The sequence below is a fragment of the Enterococcus hulanensis genome (assembly GCF_005405485.1).
GTDB classification, from domain to species: Bacteria; Bacillota; Bacilli; order Lactobacillales; family Enterococcaceae; genus Enterococcus_A; species Enterococcus_A hulanensis.
In genome coordinates, this window is record NZ_BJED01000005.1 from 125,984 (window position 1) to 141,363 (window position 15,380).

At 43.2% G+C, this 15,380-nt stretch carries 15 protein-coding genes; 11 read left to right on the forward strand and 4 right to left on the reverse strand.

Annotation, left to right across the window (positions count from 1 at the left end):
• The first annotated feature begins 8 nt into the window (after positions 1-8).
• From FFR60_RS07085 to lpdA, 11 genes are all read left to right on the forward strand, one after another.
• Complete coding sequence (locus FFR60_RS07085) at positions 9-2,150, forward strand: BglG family transcription antiterminator (protein WP_137663599.1); 2,142 nt, start codon at positions 9-11, stop codon at positions 2,148-2,150.
• On the forward strand, positions 2,143-2,607 hold the full coding sequence (locus FFR60_RS07090) for a PTS sugar transporter subunit IIA (RefSeq protein ID WP_088934082.1): 465 nt from the start codon (positions 2,143-2,145) through the stop codon (positions 2,605-2,607). Before FFR60_RS07085 ends, FFR60_RS07090 begins: the two co-directional genes overlap by 8 nt.
• A 74-nt stretch (positions 2,608-2,681) precedes the next feature.
• The gene (locus tag FFR60_RS07095) at positions 2,682-4,094 is read left to right on the forward strand and encodes a PTS galactitol transporter subunit IIC (protein ID WP_088934083.1); all 1,413 of its coding nucleotides are present in this window, start codon (positions 2,682-2,684) and stop codon (positions 4,092-4,094) included.
• The gene (locus FFR60_RS07100; protein WP_088934084.1) at positions 4,087-4,365 is read left to right on the forward strand and encodes a PTS sugar transporter subunit IIB; all 279 of its coding nucleotides are present in this window, start codon (positions 4,087-4,089) and stop codon (positions 4,363-4,365) included. The genes FFR60_RS07095 and FFR60_RS07100 overlap by 8 nt, the downstream gene beginning before the upstream one ends.
• 59 nt (positions 4,366-4,424) lie before the next feature.
• On the forward strand, positions 4,425-5,162 hold the full coding sequence (locus tag FFR60_RS07105) for an SDR family NAD(P)-dependent oxidoreductase (protein ID WP_137663600.1): 738 nt from the start codon (positions 4,425-4,427) through the stop codon (positions 5,160-5,162).
• A 10-nt stretch (positions 5,163-5,172) separates the two neighbouring features.
• A complete protein-coding gene (locus FFR60_RS07110) occupies positions 5,173-5,445 on the forward strand; it encodes a PTS sugar transporter subunit IIB (protein WP_088934086.1) in 273 nt (90 codons plus the stop codon).
• 575 nt (positions 5,446-6,020) lie between these two features.
• Complete coding sequence (locus FFR60_RS07115) at positions 6,021-6,977, forward strand: sugar-binding transcriptional regulator (protein WP_088934087.1); 957 nt, start codon at positions 6,021-6,023, stop codon at positions 6,975-6,977.
• 16 nt (positions 6,978-6,993) lie between these two features.
• A complete protein-coding gene (locus FFR60_RS07120; protein ID WP_088934088.1) occupies positions 6,994-7,998 on the forward strand; it encodes a thiamine pyrophosphate-dependent dehydrogenase E1 component subunit alpha in 1,005 nt (334 codons plus the stop codon).
• Positions 7,999-8,052: 54 nt separating this feature from the next.
• Positions 8,053-9,030, forward strand: a complete 978-nt coding sequence (locus FFR60_RS07125; protein WP_088934089.1) for an alpha-ketoacid dehydrogenase subunit beta — start codon at positions 8,053-8,055, stop codon at positions 9,028-9,030.
• Between the two features lie 169 nt (positions 9,031-9,199).
• Positions 9,200-10,417: a dihydrolipoamide acetyltransferase family protein gene (locus FFR60_RS07130; protein ID WP_137663601.1), complete on the forward strand. Its 1,218-nt coding sequence runs from the start codon at positions 9,200-9,202 to the stop codon at positions 10,415-10,417.
• A gap of 13 nt (positions 10,418-10,430) precedes the next feature.
• Positions 10,431-11,822 carry a dihydrolipoyl dehydrogenase gene (lpdA, locus tag FFR60_RS07135; protein ID WP_137663602.1) on the forward strand — a complete coding sequence of 464 codons (1,392 nt, stop codon included), beginning with the start codon at positions 10,431-10,433 and terminating at the stop codon, positions 11,820-11,822.
• Between the two features lie 61 nt (positions 11,823-11,883).
• Here the strand turns inward: lpdA and FFR60_RS07140 are convergent, their stop codons facing one another.
• From FFR60_RS07140 to FFR60_RS07155, 4 genes are all read right to left on the reverse strand, one after another.
• Positions 11,884-13,218, reverse strand: coding sequence for a GntP family permease (locus FFR60_RS07140; RefSeq protein ID WP_137663603.1), 1,335 nt, complete (start codon positions 13,216-13,218; stop codon positions 11,884-11,886).
• Positions 13,219-13,285: 67 nt separating this feature from the next.
• The gene (locus FFR60_RS07145; RefSeq protein ID WP_137663604.1) at positions 13,286-14,059 is read right to left on the reverse strand and encodes a 3-hydroxybutyrate dehydrogenase; all 774 of its coding nucleotides are present in this window, start codon (positions 14,057-14,059) and stop codon (positions 13,286-13,288) included.
• Positions 14,052-14,711, reverse strand: coding sequence for a 3-oxoacid CoA-transferase subunit B (locus FFR60_RS07150; protein WP_137663605.1), 660 nt, complete (start codon positions 14,709-14,711; stop codon positions 14,052-14,054). The genes FFR60_RS07145 and FFR60_RS07150 overlap by 8 nt, the downstream gene beginning before the upstream one ends.
• On the reverse strand, positions 14,705-15,361 hold the full coding sequence (locus FFR60_RS07155) for a CoA transferase subunit A (protein ID WP_137663606.1): 657 nt from the start codon (positions 15,359-15,361) through the stop codon (positions 14,705-14,707). Before FFR60_RS07155 ends, FFR60_RS07150 begins: the two co-directional genes overlap by 7 nt.
• Positions 15,362-15,380 lie beyond the last annotated feature (19 nt).

A 15,380-nucleotide genomic window follows, 5' to 3' on the forward strand; every position in this document is an offset into this window, starting at 1 on the left:
TGATAGTGATGAACAGAAGAATCAATAAAATTTTATTGGATATTTTGCATGAAAAAGAAGATTCATTGGCCAATTATGCAAAATTATTTAAGGTCTCCGAACAAACGATTCGCAATGACGTCAAAGAAATTAACTTTCAATTGGAAAGCAGTGGTGGAAATAAAGGTATCTATTTAGAAGATGGCTACCTGCAAATACCGAAGGAGGTCGATCTAAAGGAGCTGTTCAAAACCTATGCATCGTTTCAACACTATCATTTAACCCTCGACGAACGCCGCACCATCCTAGCTTTACTTCTGATTACTAGTCACGACTATGTGACAACTTACTATCTCTCTGAATACCTCTTAGTGAGCCGCAATACGCTAGTGAGTGATATCGAGGCATTAAAAAAGTGGTTTGCTAAGAATGATCTGATTTTACTTTCTCATATTGGCAAAGGCTACAAGGTAGCCGGTGATGAAATAAAGATTCGCAAGGCAATGACGAAGCTGATTATCTTCAATGGATTGTTTGATTATGGCTATGATTACGCCTTAGGCTGGGAAAATAATATTTTTCAAAACCTATTGCTGGATATCATTGATTCAGATAATCGGTACCAAACGGTCAGCCAGCTGTTGATGGAGGCTGAAAAGGAAGAACAACTGCAATTATCCGATTTTTCTTATCAGGAGATGATCTGCTATTTGATCATTATGATCGAGCGGATCAAATTTAGTCATTATATTGAGACTTCTGAAACGTTGGAGGGAATGCTGGAGAGTTCAAAATCCAGTTTTGCCAAAGCAATCATCAAAAAAATCGAGGAAGCGTATGCCATCGAAGCGACTAAGGGGGAACTAGGGTATCTGATCTCGATTTTACGCAGAAAAAGCTACATTAAAAATAATGGCCGTAAAATCGATTCGATTGAGATTCAGATTTTGATCAATGAGTTTATCTTCAATCTGGCGAAGGAGATGGATATCAAGTATTACTTGAACAGCGATTTATTCGACCTACTGGAAAATCATTTAAAGCTGTTGATCTACCGACTTTCCTTAAATGACAGCGTGGTAAATGTGTTGTTTGATGAAATCTATCAGTCTTATCCAGAGATGTTTGAGATCGTAAAACGAAATTTGCGTGAGATTGAAAGTTACTTGGAGGTCGATATTCAGCAGAATGAGTTATCGTTTATTGTCATGTATGCGATGGCAATCTTAGAAAACAGCAGTAACACGCATTCCAAGGGCCAGATACGACTGCGGATCGTTTGTAATTCCGGCAGCGGAACGGCCCAATTGATCAAAGTGAAATTATTATCGGCATTTCCGCAGATTTCGGTGATTTCTGTCGATTCCTCTCATGCGTTGCAAAAGGTTCAGCCGGATGATCAGGATTTGATCGTCAGCACGGTTCCTTTGAAGTTTGATCAATCGCCGGTTGTGCTGGTGAATCCGATTTTGACTGAGCAGGATATCGTTCGAATCCAAAAAGCATTGTATAAGATCAAGCCGCGTCATTTCATCGATCAAGATTACTTGATCACTAAAGAAGAAGCGATGATTGAAAATTTCTTGCCAATCATTCAAAAATACATTGATGCGGGAGAATATCAAAACTTTTTAAGTGATATCGAATCCTTCAATCGCTTGAATGAACGCTTAACAGCAGAGCCGCAAGAGGTTAGTCGCTTGACGTCGATCTTGAGTGTGGAGCGTATCGAACTGGATCGGCGATGTAAAGATTGGCAGGCAGCGATTAAAGAAGCCGGCCGATTATTACTGGCAGACGAGTTGATTACGGAAGAGTACATTCAAGGGATGATCCAGATGGTCGTCGAAAATGATTCGTATATCGTTATTTCTCCGGGAGTCGCTATTCCCCATGCGGAATTTTCTCACGGGGCGAAAAAGATCGGCGCGAGCTTTGTCCGTTTAAAAGAGCCGATAAACTTTAATCATCAGAAAAATGATCCAGTAAAATATGTAATCGCTTTCTCTTTGCCGGAGGGTGTTTCGATCGGAACCTGTCTATATTATTTTACTGAAATCTTAGCAACGGAAAATTTTTTAGAAATAATGGATCAGTGTCGTTCCGAACAAGAGGTAATGGTTCAGTTAAGAAAATTAGAAGATAAAGTGATGGGGTTTCCTTATGAATAAACTACTGAGTAATGAAAATCAAAAATTTCTGTATTACGCCTTTGACGAAAAGGAGCAAACAGCGTTATTGACGAAAATGAGCAAGGTTTTAATTGATGCAGGCTTTGTCCACGAGAGCTACAAAGATGCGGTGATTGAGCGTGAACGTGTCTTTCCAACGGGATTGCCGACACAAGGCATCAACGTGGCGATCCCTCATACGGATTCGATCCATGTAAAAAAGGAAGGTTTTTTAGTAGGTGTGTTAGAGCAGCCGGTCACGTTTGAAATGATGGCAAGCAAGGATGTTTTTTTAGAGGTAGAGCTTATTTTTATGCTGGCGATCAAACAGCCGGAAGACCAATTGGTGATGCTACAGAAATTGATGTTGTTGTGTCAGGATGAAAAAAATCTACAGTTACTAAAATCAAAAGAGAAGGTTGTTGAGGTGGAGGAATTATTGAAGACGATCCAGTGAGGACTGGGTGCTTTGTTTGAATCTCAGGGCTTAGTCGTTTTCAAAAAATCATTTATAAAAAAGGAGAAAAAACTATGTTAGATATGCTTAAAGCGGGAGTTAATTATATCTTAGATCTTGGCGCAGCGGCGATGCTGCCGATCATTTTGACCATTTTCGGTCTGGTTTTAGGCCAGAAGCTAAGTAAGTCATTTCGTGCTGGTTTGACTGTTGGGATTGGTTTTACTGGTTTGAATCTGGTGATTGGTTTGCTTTCTGATTCGATCGGCAAGTCCTCGCAGGCGATGATCGAGCGTTTGGGATTGCAATTGGATATTTTAGATGTTGGTTGGCCCATCGGTGCGGCAATAACGTTTGCGACACCGATCGCAGTTATTTTGATTCCAGTCATCTTTATTTTTAATATCATCCTGCTGCGTTTTAATCAGACTAAAACGATGGACGTGGATTTGTGGAATTATTGGCATTTGATTTTTCCGGGAGCGATGATTTATTATGCGACAAACTCGATTTGGATCGCGATTGTTTGTTCGTTGATCAATACGTTCGTTATCTTCAAGCTAGCGGATTGGACCGCACCAGCAGTGGAGCATTTCTTCGGCTTGCCGGGAATTTCGCTGCCCCATGGAGAGACGGTCAACTTTGCTCCGCTGACTTATGCGTTGAATCGATTATGGGATAAGATTCCTGGGATCAACAAAATCGATATCAATGCTAAAAATCTAAAGGATCGTTTAGGAATCTTTGGTGAACCAATGATGATCGGTTTGGTTCTAGGTGTCGGAATGGGGCTGCTGGCAGGCTATGACTCTCAAGCTATTATTCAGTTAGGTGTTCAAACATCAGCAGTTATGATCTTGATGCCAAGAATGGTGGCCTTATTGATGGAAGGTCTGTCACCAATCGCCGAAGGAGCAAAAACATTTATTCAAAAACGTTTCCCAGGAAAAGAAGTTTATATCGGTTTAGATGCGGCAGTTGTGACCGCTCATCCAGCGATTATCACTGTGGCTTTGTTGATGGTACCAATTACGATTTTACTGGCGGCTGTCTTACCATTCAATCGGCTCTTGCCGTTTGCTGATTTAGCTGTACTGCCGTTTACAGTGATTTGGTCAGTGGCAGCTTCAAAGGGCAATATTTTTAGAGGCTTGCTGAATTCAGTTGCATCCATTTGTATCGTATTATTCATCGCGACGAATCTAGGGGCTCTGACGACAACCATGGCACATGCGGTAGGCTTTGCTTTTCCAGAGGGCGCAACCATGATTTCCGGGATCGATATGAGCTGTCATATCACCTTGTGGATCATGCTGAAATTGATCGATCCTTCGAATTTACCGGCCTTTATGGCAGGGATGATCGCCTTAGTTATGTACGGAGCTTTGTGGTTCTGGACACGCAATGACATCAAAAAACAATATGGTCTGCCAACTGGAAAAGATGATCCAGATAATACAATCAAGGGAGCTGAGATGAATGAATAAAAAACATATTTTAATTGCTTGCGGAACAGGTGTGGCGACATCGACGGTCGTTTGCATGCGCGTGAAGGAAGAGTTGGAAAAAAATAATATTCCAGCGACAGTTGAACAATGCAAAGTTGCCGAGCTGCCTTCAAAAATCCATGGAGCCGATCTAGTTGTGACTACCACTGCTTATGAAAGTGATGATATTCCGGTAATTCGGGCATTGTCGTTTTTGACAGGAGTCGGGATCGAGGAAGATGTACAGAAAATTATTGATATTTTGAGTTAAAGGAGACGCAGGCGATTTTTGTCTCAGCAAAACACTTAATTAGGAATGGGAGCGAGCTCATGGAAGGAAAAGTTGCCGTAATTACTGGTGCGGCTAAAGGAATCGGTCGAGCGATCGCGAAAAAATTTGCAGAAGCTGGCGCGTATACGGTAATTTTGGATTTTGACCAAAAAAGCGGCGAACAAACAGCCGCTGAGTTTTCTAACGACTATGCAGAATCATTGTTCATTAAGACGGATGTTTCTGATCCGGAATCATTAAAGCGGGCCAGCGATCAGGTTTTGGCACATTTTCAACGAGTCGATATTTTAGTAATCAACGCGGGAATCAGTTACTTGCATTCCATCAATGAAATTTCGATCGAAGAATGGCAGCGTGTCCTGCATATCAATTTGGACGGGTCCTTCTATACCTTAAAGGCCTTTTGCGATCATTTTGTAGACGATGTTGGAAAAGTAATTTTTATTACTTCCGGCTCGGCGATCACGGGAACTGGCGGCGGCATGCATTATGCCTCTTCAAAGGCGGGACAGCACGGGTTGATGCGAGCTGCTTCAAAAGAGTTCGGGCCTAGGGGAATCAATGTCAATGCGATTGCACCCCGGGTCATTCAGACAGACATATTAGATACGCTTTACCCTGATGATGCGAGTCGGGAGGAGCTGCTGAAAAAGATTCCGCTGCGGCGCATCGGTCAGCCAGAGGATATCGCGAATCTGGCATTGTTTTTAGCAAGTCCGGAAAGTTCTTATATTCATGGACAAATCATATTAGCAGATGGTGGAAGAACCTATTAAAGGAGAGCCTATGAAAAAAATTTTAGTCGTTGCCGGAACTTCAGATAACAAGCGGAATTTCGCAGTGAACTACATTAGCGAGTTTATGCGGGATAAAGGAATGGAAGTTGAGGTAACAGGAGAAAGTATCTATGACGTAACAGAAGTTGCAGAAGACATTTCAGCGATTGTAGCGATTGGACAGCCCCAATTTGATACGGCGATTCCGATTGTAGATGGGACACCTTTTATTACGAAGTTCAATATGGACAGCTGCTGCCAGCAATTAATCGAAAAAATGTAAAACGAAGAATGGAAGGCGCTGGCTGCAAGGAAGTTGTACTTTCATGATTAATGATGAAAAAAGGTTGTCTTTAAACGAATATCGGAATTTACTATGATGGGGATGAGAGGTAAGGGTTTAGCGCTTGAATATTCTTACCGAACATCTCCAGTCTGACAAACTATTTGAAATGCGGCTGCTTCACTGTGTGATAGATCAAGGGTTCAACGAACGGAAATTTAGATATACTCCGACTTTTATCGTGCATCAGAAAGAATTTGGAAAAAGTCATAGTGAAAATCCTCCTTATTGGTCTATTCGTGAGATCCCAATAATAAATGATTTTTACTATGACGTTTTTTTTGCTTGGATCAGCGGTAAATAGACGTATGTGAATTCGCGTGACATTTGTTCCGAGAATCGCGTCGTTGGAACATCCGATAAAGATGAGCTTGTGAAAAAAATCATTTAGCGAAAGCGTTGACACTTGCAGCGCGGGCTCTTATGATGACAGTGTAACATATGTTAAATATAAGAACATATGATAATAGACAGACTTACTTAAGAAAGTTTCGCTCGAACGAGGAGGAAGTAAAATGAGTTATTCCGACGACGCACGATTACTGACAGAGATCGCTTCAATGTATTACGAAGAAGGCGCCAAGCAATCCGAGGTAGCAAAGAAATTCAATATCAGCCGTTCGCTGGTTTCCAAGTATTTAGCAAAAGCACGTTCCTTAGGCTTAGTAGAAATTATTATTCATGATGATCTGGTTCATCCTTACCGTTTATTAGAGGAAAAATTAGTTGAAAAATATGGACTGACTGAGGTGATCTGTATTGCACCGGCAGCCGCTGAGATGCTGAATAAACGCATTGGTATCGCGGCGGGAAAATATTTGTCCCGCATTTTAAAAGGGGATGAAACAGTTGGTGTCTCCGCCGGGATGGTGGTTCATGAGGCGGCGCAGAATTTTTTGCCAAAGAATCAAATGGAGAATGTTCGTTTTATTCCGCTGGTTGGCGGTTTGGGACAAGAGCATACGGCGCTGCAAGCCAACGTGGTCTGTGAGATTTTCGCCCGCAAGAGCGGCGGATCAGTATTGGAGCTGCATGCACCGATCACGGTAGATTCCGCTGAGGCCAAAAAAGTGTTCATGGCGCAGTCGTTTATCAAGAATGTTTTTGATAAAGGAAAAAAAGCAGATATCGCATTAGTCGGGATCGGCGGTTTACCGGCGTATTCCACGATGACCAAAGCGTATTTGCCAAATGAAGAGGTACCACTGAGGAAGGAATTATCTGCTGGCAATGTGTCGGGAGATATTTGTTACAACTTTATTGACGAGGAGGGCGAATTAACAGAGTGCACTTGGAATGACCGCGTTTTAGCGATCAGTCTGGCGGAGTTAAAACAGATTCCAAAGCGTATTGGGATATCTGGCGGCAAAGAAAAGGTCAGCGGGATTCGAGCAGCGTTAAAAGGAAAATTAGTCAATGTTTTGATTACCGATGAAGAGACAGCTAAGACGTTACTAGATGAAGATAAATAAAAATGGAGGCGCATAAATGATGACAGCAACGAAAAACATCTCGATTCCTAATCGAGCAGGTTTGACGGACGAAAACTTGGTAGAACTTTATCGCAGAATGTGGGAAATTCGTTTCTTCGATGAGAAGGTGGATCAGTTATTTGCGAAGGGCTTGATCCATGGAACGACCCACTTAGCAGTGGGGCAGGAAGCGACCGCGGCAGGCAGCGGAGCTGTTTTACGTAAAACAGATTGGATCACCGCGACTCACCGAGGACATGGACAAACGATCGCAAAGGGTACGAATATCAATGAAATGATGGCGGAATTATTTGGCCGCACAACTGGTACCAACAACGGGAAAGGCGGTTCGATGCACATTGCCGATCTTGATACGGGAAATCTTGGCGCTAATGGTATCGTAGGCGGCGGCTTCCCGATCGCAACTGGTGCCGCACTAACCTCAAAATTGAAAAAGAATGATACGGTCGCGTTAGCATATGCCGGTGACGGCTCAACCAATGAAGGCAGCTTCCATGAATCATTGAATCTGGCATCCATTTGGGCTCTGCCGGTTGTCTTCTTCATTGAAAATAACCAATACGGAATGAGCGGACCGTTTAAAACGATGATGAATGTCGAACGTTTATCGGAACGAGCAAAAGCTTACGGTATCGAAGGCATTACAATAGAAGGAAACGATGTTATCGAAGTCATCAATACAACCTATGACGCAGTGGAAAAAGCGCGTCGCGGCGAAGGTCCTACCTTGATCGAAGCGATGACTTATCGTTGGAAGGGACATTCTAAATCGGACGCGAAAAAATACCGCACGAAGGAAGAGGAAGAGGATTGGCGCAAGAATCACGACCCAATCAAACTGGCACGGGAAAAATTTGTCGCCGCAGGACTCTTCACAGAAGAAGAGGCGGAAGAAATTCGTTTAGCAGCTAAACAAGCGATTGAAGATGCAGTGACCTTTGCGGAAGAAAGCCCAATGCCGGAGATCGAAAGCATGTACGAAGACGTTTATTCAGATTAAAATTGACCTTTATGAAAAATAAATACCTTAATACGAAGTAGGAGGAAGCAGATAATGAGAGAAATCACTTACGCGGAAGCGGTCAGAGAAGCGATGTCTGAAGCAATGCGAGAAGATGAAGATATTTTCATGTTAGGTGAAGACATCGGGGTATATGGTGGCGCTTTCGGTGTCAGCCGCGGCATGGTGGAGGAATTTGGTGAGGAGCGGATTCGTTCAACACCGATCTCTGAATCAGTGATCGCCGGTGCTGCTGTTGGATCAGCAATGACTGGGATGCGTCCGATTTTTGAAATTCAATTTTCGGATTTCATTACGATTGCATTGGATCAAATCGTCAACCAAGCGGCGAAGATTCGTTATATGTATGGCGGCAAGGCGAAGATTCCCTTGGTGATGCGAACACCCGGCGGATCAGGAACTGGTGCGGCGGCGCAGCACTCGCAAAGCTTGGAAAACTGGACCGCTCATGTTCCCGGGTTGAAGGTTATCCAGCCAGCGACGGCATATGATGCGAAAGGTTTGCTGCATGCGGCGATCGAAGACAATAACCCCGTGATGTTTTATGAACACAAGCTTTGCTATCGAACGAGCTCGGATGTGCCGGAAGGAAAATACACGATCCCAATCGGTGTGGCCGATGTAAAACGCGAAGGAACCGATATTTCTGTTGTGGCAACAGGGATTATGGTGCATAAAGCGCTAGAGGCGGCGGATATTTTAGCAGAAGAAGGTATCCAAATCGAAGTGGTCGATCCGCGCACCTTGGTACCGTTAGATAAACAAACGATTATTGATTCTGTTGTGAAGACAGGTAAAGCGGTCGTGGTGACTGAGGCAGTAAAACGCAGCGGGTTCAGTGCTGAGTTAGCAAGTGTTATCGCGGAAGAAGAATGCTTTGATTTCTTAGACGCACCGATCATTCGTTTAGCCGGCCAAGAGATTCCGATGCCTTACCATCCAGAGCTTGAGAAGAAAGCCGTTCCTCAAGTGGAGGACATTGTTGACGCTTGTCGTGGATTGATGGCATAGGATGTCAGTCCAACTTTTTGCAGGACATTATGTGAGGAAAGATAAAAAAGTTCTAACAACGAATTAAAAATCATTGATGTTTAGTTGGATGATATACGTGGCGAGAATCAGACTTATTTTTTCGGTCTTTGAAAAAATAAATACTGAAAAACGAGATAGGAGTGAAAAGATGGCAAATGAAGTATTGATGCCGAAGTTGAGTTCTACGATGGATGTCGGAACGATCACGACTTGGCTGAAAAATGAAGGTGATTCCGTTGAGATCGGCGAAGCGATTTTTGAGGTAATGACGGATAAAATTGCGATCGAAGTGGAAGCCTATGATGAAGGTATTTTACTCAAAAAATATATTGGCGACGGTGATAGTGCACCCGTGAATTCAGTGATCGCCTACATTGGTGAGGCTGGGGAAGACGTTCCTGCGGATATGCCGAAAGCTGAAGCAGAAGCTGCCGAAGAAACAAAAACAGAGGAAGCAGCAGAAACAGTTGAACCAACTGATGCGACTAAAGAAACTACGGTCGCGACCACAAAAGTTCGAGCAACACCAGCAGCTCGGCGAATCGCCCGCGAAAAAGGCATCGATTTACAAACGGTCCAAGGAACTGGACCGAAAGGCCGAATCCAAGCGTTGGATGTAAAAGAATATCAAGCGCCCGCAGCGGCACCCGCACAAAAAGCGGCTGAAGGCGAACTGATTCCGTGGAGCGGCATGCGTAAAGCGATCGCGGACAAGATGTCAGAAAGCAAGCATACGATCCCGCATGTCACGATGAACGCAGAAGTTGATCTGACGAAGGTCATCGAGTTGCGAAAACAATTATTGCCGATGGTGGAAGAGCGTACAGATGAACGATTGTCTTTCTTGGAGATTATCGCAAAAGCGGCGATGGTCGCATTGAAAGCGTATCCTGAATTTAATGCTCATGCGTATGAGGATGGGATCAAGCGATTTAATCAAGTCAATCTTGGTGTAGCGGTGGCCGTTGCTGACGGCTTAGTCGTACCAGTCGTAGAGCAGGCGGATCAAAAGGGTCTGAGTGATTTGACCGCAGCAGTAAAAGCGGTGACGAAGAAAGCCCGGAACGGTCAATTGCTGCCGACAGAAATGAGCGGCGGCACCTTTACCATCAGTTCGTTAGGCCGCAGTAAAGTTCAAACCTTTAATCCAATCATCAATTTACCGGAAGTGGCGATTTTAGGAGTCGGCGGAAGCTATGAAAAATTAGTTGTCGAAGAGACACCGGAAGGACCGCAAGTAGCAACGATCACCGCATTGAATTTATGTCTATCCTTTGATCATCGGGTCGCTGATGGCGCACCGGCGGCAGCCTTCTTGAGTATGATCGTTGAACTGCTGGAAAATCCAATGAGCTTGTTGCTGTAGAAGGAGACTGAATATGACGAAAAAAACAGATACAGTCGTAATTGGCGCGGGACCTGGCGGTTATGTGGCGGCCATTCGTGCGGCGCAATTAGGGCAAAAAGTGACTGTGGTAGAAGCGGAGCATATCGGCGGTGTATGTCTAAATGTCGGATGTATTCCATCCAAGGCCTTGATCACAGCGGGTCATCGCTATCAAGAAGCACAGCATTCTGATTTTCTAGGGTTGAGTGTAAAAGAGGCGAAGCTGGATTTTGCTAAAACACAACAGTGGAAGGACCAGCAAGTTGTTAAAACACTGACCTCTGGCGTTGGCATGCTGTTGAAAAAAAATGGTGCGGACGTTATTATGGGACGGGCCAAATTTACTGGACCCCAGAGTCTAACCATCACAACAAAAAATGGTGAAGAAAAACTGGAATTCAAACATGCAATCGTGGCAACAGGCAGCCGACCAATCGAGATTCCTGGTTTTGCTTTCGGCGGCCGCGTACTAGATTCTACCGGCGGACTGAACTTAAAAGAGATTCCGAAAAAGCTGATCATTATCGGCGGTGGAATCGTCGGCTCAGAGTTGGGCGGTGCGTATCGCAATCTTGGTTCAGAGGTCACGATTATTGAAGGTAGTCCGAATATCGTTCCGAATTTTGAAGCGGATATTCAAAAGATCGTGGCACAACGCTTTAAACAAAATGGCGTGGAGATTTTTACCGATGCAAAAGCTAAAAAAGCGGTGGAATCTGCAAATGGTGTCGCGGTAGAATTTGAGGTTAAGGGCAAAACTCAAACCATCGAAGCAGATTATGTGATGGTGACAGTCGGTCGCAGACCCAATACAGAAAACTTAGGCTTGGAAAAAGCTGGCGTCAAACTCATGGAAAGAAACTTGATCAAGGTCGATGAGCAATACCGCACCTCACAAAAAACAATTTTTGCGATCGGCGATATCGTAGAAGGCTTGGCACTTGCTCATAAGGCAAGCTACGAAGCAAAGGTAGCAGCAGAAGTGATCGGCGGGAAAAATGTCGCGAAGGATTATCGCGCGATCCCAGCGATCTGCTTCACTGATCCGGAAGTGGCGACAGTCGGCTATACTTTAGCAGAAGCAAAGGCAGAAGGTATCAAAGCCAAGACCGCGAATTTCCCGATGCAGGCAAATGGCCGCGCCTTGTCGCTGAACGCGACGGAAGGATTCGTCCGTTTGGTCTTTGAAGCAGAGACCGAATTAGTCTTAGGTGCTCAAATCGTTGGAGTCAATGCAAGTGATCTAGTGGCTGAGATTACTTTAGCAATCGAATCCTATCTGACATTGGAGGATATTTCTCTGACGATCCATGGACATCCAACACTGTCTGAAATGGTGATGGATGCGTGCGAAGTTGGGCTGGGGATGCCGATTCATATGTAAGTAAAACTAAATAGTCCTCATAAAGATGAATGATCTTATCAATCTTTATGAGGACTATTTTTTAATAGATGAATGAACCAACAATGATGATAATAATCTCAGCAATCAAGGTTCCCATAAATACGGTAGTAAATGTTTGCTTGAAACCAGTCTTATGATTCAGTCCGGTCAAACTCAAGAAGGTTAATAATACACCGCTTTGGGGAACGATTGTTAAAATATTTGAAGCCACAGCTGCAACCCGATGGATCATTTCTGGATTTAGTCCAGTCGACAAATAGTATTCCGAGAAATTTGGCATTACAATTCCCAGTGCCCCTGAAGAAGACCCAGTAATTGCAGCCATTGATGAAGTTAAAACGGTTAAACTAATTAGTGGACTGCCTGGAATATTCAGGATTAAGTCAGAAAAAACTTTGAATCCAGGTGCGATCATTACGACTGCTCCGAAAGCTACAGCTGAAGATGTTGCGAATATTGGACCAACAGAACCAGTAGCACCAACACTCATCGAGCCGATTTTATCTGGAATATAACGATAAAAAAGAATCAATGCTAACAAAATGCCGATGATCAAGGCAACATAGATAATATTTTTTTTGATGAAATCATTTCCCAATACACTACCAGAAATCGCGATGATAACCAGAACGGTTAAAGGCATGATACTGGCAATAAAGGCAGGTTGCTTGCGATTAGAAGTCTCTGTTTGTGCACCTGTAGTATAAGTAGAGAAGTTTTCACCTTTGGCTAAACTTTTCTTCAGTGTATGTTTCATATAAAACAAGCCGAAAATCACACAACCAATACTCCCCAAGATACTAGGCACAGCAGCAGCGGTAAGAGAAGTGTCTAAGTATTGGATCGGGATAACATTTTGAATGGCTGGGGTTCCTGGTAAGACAGTCATCGTAACGGTCGCTATTCCTAGCCACAAAGGAATCTGAATTAAATTCCAAGCAAGGTCCATTTTTTTGAATAGTGATTTTGCTAATGGTAAAACTGCGAACATCACGACGAACAAGCTGATGCCGCCATACGTTAGGATGCCGCTGATGATAAAAATAGCAACGAGTACACGGTAAGGATTATCATATCCGACTTTTTGTAAAATAAAATCGGCGATCGCAACGGTTGCGTTGCTGGCCTCCATTAATTTAGCTAATATAGAGCCAAGTAAAAAAATCGCGAAGTAATTCAAAATATAAGTGGATAATGCTCCCATATAATTGTTAGGTTGATTTCCCAACAGAGAAGTTACCACGTCCATTCGATTCAACAAAACGACAATCAGCGTAGCTAAGGGAGCGGCAATGATAATATTAATTTCTTTTAGTGAAAAATAGATGATCGCAGCGACGCCTAGCAAGACGCCGATTGAACCAAGCATACTCATGATTTTCCTCCTTCATAAAACTAACGAGGGAAAACATTTCAAATTAATGTTTTCCCTCGTCTGATGCTTATTGCGCAGTATAACCACCATCAAGTAAAACAGCTTGTCCAGTTACACCCTTTGCTTTATCGCTAGCTAAGAAGGAAACATAATCAGCAATTTCTTGAACATCGATCAAACGTTTTTGCGGTACGAGCGGGTAAAGAACCTCCTCTAAAACATTTTCCAATGGAATGCCGCGTGTTTTAGAAAGGTCTTCAAATTGTCCACGAACTAATGGCGTGTCAACATAACCGGGACAGATAGCATTTACAGTGATACCGGAATCAGCAGCTTCTAAAGCCGCGACTTTAGTTAGACCGACAATCCCATGTTTTGCAGAGTTATAGGCAGATTTTCCAGCAAAACCGATTACGCCATTGATGGATGCCATATTGATGACCCGCCCGTGATTTTGTTTTTTCATCGTTGGAAATGCTCGCTTAATTGCGATAAATGGTGCGACTAACATGACTTTTAGCATGAATTCAAATTTTTCAGTTGGAAAATCTTCGATCATTGCCACATGTTGTAAACCAGCATTGTTCACTAAAATATCTAAACGTCCATATTTTTCAACTGTTTGGTCGATTGCTGCATTGATTTCTTCTTCTTTTGTTACATCACAAACGATTCCTAATGATTCGTGCCCTTGTTTATTATAGTTAGCCACTTGTTCATCTAATTTCTCTTTGTTGATGTCGGAGAATACAACGATCTTTCCTTCGTGTAAGAATGTTTCTCCAATTTGCTTTCCAATACCGCTAGCAGCTCCTGTTACGAATGTGACTTCTTTAGACATTTTGCATCTTCTCCTTATGAATGTTTTTGATTAGTGGGACTTCTGTAACTGCTTGAATTTCTTCAAATGTAAAATCTGGATAAATTTCTGTTACTTCAACACCTTCCGAAGTAACTCGGAAGACACCCATTTCTGTGATGATTAGATCCACGATTCCTTTAGCTGTCAAAGGTAGGGTACAATTTTTCAAAATTTTTGGTGTTCCTTTGCTTGTATGCTCCATTGCCACGATAACCTTTTTTGCACCAATTAATAAATCCATAGCCCCCCCCATGCCAGGGACCATTTTTCCAGGTATCAAATAATTGGCGATATTGCCATTTTGATCCACTTGCAGTGCTCCTAAAACTGTTACATCAACGTGACCACCGCGAATGATTCCAAAAGACGTACTACTATCGAAAAATGCTCCTCCGGGTTGGATCGAAACAGGTTGACCTCCTGCGTTCACGATCGTTGGATTGATTTCTTCTGGAACTGGTCCAAGACCAATAAAACCATTTTCAGATTGTAAGGTCACATGTATGTCTTCGGGAATGTAATTGGCGACTTTAGTAGGCAGTCCGATCCCTAAGTTGACTAGTGAGTGATCGGTTAATTCTTGAGCGACCCTTTTAGCGATGCGCTCTTGCATTTGTTCTTTCGTCAGCATACTGCTCCTCCTTTAACAATATAATCAACAAAAATATTTGGTGTATGGACAAAAATTGGATCAATCGTGCCAATTGGAACGACTTTGCGAGCTTCAACAATGGTAGTTCTTGCATTTGCTGCCATAAGATGGTTAAAATTATTTTCTGAACCGGTGTATTGAAGATTGCCGGATTCGTCGGCAACATCTGCGAGAATCAATGCAACATCAGCTTTCAAAGGTTTTTCAAGCAGAAATTCGCGGTCATCGACATTCAAGACGGTCTTCCCCTCTGCAACTAATGTCCCGACCCCAGTCGGTGTCAAAAAGCCGCCTAATCCGTAAGCTCCCGAACGAATCTGTTCGATTAAAGTCCCCTGCGGTACCAGCTCAATCTCTGTTTCACCTTCGTTCATCTGACGACCAGCTTCGCGATTCAAACCGATATGAGAAGCAATAATTTTATCAAATTGCTTATTTATAACCATTTTTCCGACACCTTTGTCGATCAACCCGGCATCATTACAAATCAACGTAAGATTTTTTACCCCTTTTTCCACGAGCGCATCGATTAGCGTTTCTGGAGTACCATTGGCCATGAATCCGCCGACCATCACGATATCTCCGTCATGAATCATCTCGATTGCCTTATTTAAATCAATTGTTTTCATTCTCCCTTATCCCTCGTTT

Coding starts and splice junctions, on each gene's coding strand:
- FFR60_RS07085 (WP_137663599.1), top strand. CDS start 9: ATGAACAGAAGAATCAATAAAATTTTATTGGATATTTTGCATGAAAAA.
- FFR60_RS07090 (WP_088934082.1), top strand. CDS start 2,143: ATGAATAAACTACTGAGTAATGAAAATCAAAAATTTCTGTATTACGCC.
- FFR60_RS07130 (WP_137663601.1), top strand. CDS start 9,200: ATGGCAAATGAAGTATTGATGCCGAAGTTGAGTTCTACGATGGATGTC.
- FFR60_RS07095 (WP_088934083.1), top strand. CDS start 2,682: ATGTTAGATATGCTTAAAGCGGGAGTTAATTATATCTTAGATCTTGGC.
- lpdA (WP_137663602.1), top strand. CDS start 10,431: ATGACGAAAAAAACAGATACAGTCGTAATTGGCGCGGGACCTGGCGGT.
- FFR60_RS07100 (WP_088934084.1), top strand. CDS start 4,087: ATGAATAAAAAACATATTTTAATTGCTTGCGGAACAGGTGTGGCGACA.
- FFR60_RS07145 (WP_137663604.1), bottom strand. CDS start 14,059: ATGTCTAAAGAAGTCACATTCGTAACAGGAGCTGCTAGCGGTATTGGA.
- FFR60_RS07125 (WP_088934089.1), top strand. CDS start 8,053: ATGAGAGAAATCACTTACGCGGAAGCGGTCAGAGAAGCGATGTCTGAA.
- FFR60_RS07120 (WP_088934088.1), top strand. CDS start 6,994: ATGATGACAGCAACGAAAAACATCTCGATTCCTAATCGAGCAGGTTTG.
- FFR60_RS07110 (WP_088934086.1), top strand. CDS start 5,173: ATGAAAAAAATTTTAGTCGTTGCCGGAACTTCAGATAACAAGCGGAAT.
- FFR60_RS07150 (WP_137663605.1), bottom strand. CDS start 14,711: ATGCTGACGAAAGAACAAATGCAAGAGCGCATCGCTAAAAGGGTCGCT.
- FFR60_RS07105 (WP_137663600.1), top strand. CDS start 4,425: ATGGAAGGAAAAGTTGCCGTAATTACTGGTGCGGCTAAAGGAATCGGT.
- FFR60_RS07155 (WP_137663606.1), bottom strand. CDS start 15,361: ATGAAAACAATTGATTTAAATAAGGCAATCGAGATGATTCATGACGGA.
- FFR60_RS07115 (WP_088934087.1), top strand. CDS start 6,021: ATGAGTTATTCCGACGACGCACGATTACTGACAGAGATCGCTTCAATG.
- FFR60_RS07140 (WP_137663603.1), bottom strand. CDS start 13,218: ATGAGTATGCTTGGTTCAATCGGCGTCTTGCTAGGCGTCGCTGCGATC.